Origin of the sequence: Nocardia sp. NPDC060220 (assembly GCF_042727815.1) — a bacterium.
Lineage (GTDB): Bacteria > Actinomycetota > Actinomycetes > Mycobacteriales > Mycobacteriaceae > Nocardia.
On the sequence record NZ_JBHWZY010001158.1, the window covers coordinates 1 to 1,733 of the forward strand.

Genomic DNA, 1,733 nt, shown 5'->3' on the forward strand with positions numbered 1-1,733 from the left:
GTGATGATGCCCTTGATGCGCGGGTGGTCAGGGGCGACGCCGTAGCGGATCAGGCCGAAGGGCGCGGGCATACGCTCGTAGAGGTCGATGCTCACGTCGGCATCGGACTTCATCAACGCGTCGGCGGCGTAGATACCGGCCGGTCCCGCACCCACGATCGCAATGCGAAGTGGGCGAGTCGCTGCAGTCTGTTCGGTCATTTCTACGCGCACCCTTTGGTCGAGAACTGATTTGACGGCGTCAACTTAGCTTAGGCTAAGTCGGACATCCGCTTACTGGCAGCTGCCATCGACGTCGGCAGCCGACCGCAATCAAGGCGATTCTAGCTGCGGCGTTGCAGCCACCCGGCGCGCGGTGTAGCTGCCCGCGCGGGTCTGTCAGGATTACAGCATGAACGAGGAGCAAACAGGCTCGGATGACCAGCCCGTAGTGGTGGATCAGACCGACAAGCGTTCCATCGTCCCGTTCGTCGCGGCCGCGGTGATCGCGATCATCGTGCTCATCGGCATCGTGGCGGGTGGACTGCTCTCACCCGCTGAGAAAAATGTCACAGAGGCCGACCGTCTCGCGGCCGCCGTCACCAACTATATCGACGCGCGCTCGCGCAGCGACCTCCGTCCGCCGACCGGTGTGGCCTGCCCCGGGTTCGACGAGGAGAAATCCGGCCTCGGCGAACAGCTCGGTGGCCCGAAATCCACTGTCACGATCGACGGCAAGGGTTTCGAGAACGCCACCGTCAACGGCGACCGCGCCAAGATCGACGCGGCGCTCGTGGTCAACGGCAACCCGGCGGCGAGCAACTGGAAACTGACCCGCGTCGACAGCGCGTGGCTGGTGTGTTCCTTCTGAATCGTTTGACACGATGACCGGTGCCGAGGCAATCTCAGATCGCAAGGTCATGAGTGCCAGCGTCAAGCCCCGGCTCGCTGGTCGGCAACCCTCCTCCGCGGTGGGGTGCTCCGGGTGACGACCTGGCCGTGTGTTCGGGGATTTCCGGCACGGCAAGAGCGGATTCACGCAGGAGGATCGACATGACTTACGCCGGCGACATCACCCCTGAGAAGGCGTGGGAACTGCTCACCGAGCACCCCGGCGCCGTGCTGGTCGACGTGCGCACCGAAGGCGAGTGGGCACACATCGGCATTCCCGACACCAGTTCCATCGAACGCCCGGCCCACTTCATCGAGTGGGTCGACGGCACCGGCACCCGCAATCCCGAGTTCGGTGTGCAGCTCGAGAAGGCACTCGCCGGTCGCCCCGACGACGCACCCGTGGTGTTCCTGTGTCGCTCCGGTCAGCGTTCCGCGCACGCGGCGAACCTGGCGACCGCGGCGGGCGTGGCACCGTCCTACAACGTGCTCGACGGTTTCGAAGGTGGTCCCGACGCGTTCGGTCAGCGCGGCAGCACCGGTTGGCGCGCTGTCGGCCTGCCGTGGCGTCAGGCATAAGGAGAAAAGCATGATCACCGGTGGTTCGTTCGACAAGCCACTGCCCGAAGGCGTCGGTCCCGGCACGCTCGGCGTGCGTGGCGGCCTGCGCCGTTCCGGCTTCGACGAGACCTCCGAGGCGCTGTACCTGACCTCGGGTTTCGTCTACGAGAGCGCCGAAGCCGCCGAGGCGGCGTTCACCGGCGACGTGGAGCACTTCGTCTACTCCCGCTTCGGCAACCCGACCGTGGCCATGTTCGAGGAGCGCATCCGCCTGCTCGACGGCGCCGAGGCGGCCTTCGCGAC

Annotated in this window: 4 protein-coding genes and 1 riboswitch; of the genes, 3 read left to right on the forward strand and 1 reads right to left on the reverse strand. The window is 66.0% G+C overall.

Features of this window, described 5'->3' with window-relative positions; translation table 11 throughout:
• A partial coding sequence (locus ACFWF3_RS34755; RefSeq protein ID WP_379318307.1) for an NAD(P)-binding protein occupies window positions 1-200 on the reverse strand: 200 nt, incomplete at its 3' end.
• 190 nt (window positions 201-390) lie between these two features.
• On the opposite strand from ACFWF3_RS34755, the gene ACFWF3_RS34760 reads away from it, so the two are divergent.
• From ACFWF3_RS34760 to ACFWF3_RS34770, 3 genes are all read left to right on the forward strand, one after another.
• Window positions 391-849 carry a hypothetical protein gene (locus ACFWF3_RS34760; RefSeq protein ID WP_378996041.1) on the forward strand — a complete coding sequence of 153 codons (459 nt, stop codon included), beginning with the start codon at window positions 391-393 and terminating at the stop codon, window positions 847-849.
• 45 nt (window positions 850-894) lie between these two features.
• A riboswitch (SAM riboswitch) is annotated at window positions 895-1,014 on the forward strand.
• Between the two features lie 17 nt (window positions 1,015-1,031).
• Window positions 1,032-1,448 carry a rhodanese-like domain-containing protein gene (locus tag ACFWF3_RS34765; protein ID WP_056815009.1) on the forward strand — a complete coding sequence of 139 codons (417 nt, stop codon included), beginning with the start codon at window positions 1,032-1,034 and terminating at the stop codon, window positions 1,446-1,448.
• A gap of 10 nt (window positions 1,449-1,458) precedes the next feature.
• Window positions 1,459-1,733: PLP-dependent transferase (locus ACFWF3_RS34770; protein WP_379318309.1), on the forward strand; the 275-nt coding region annotated here is incomplete at its 3' end.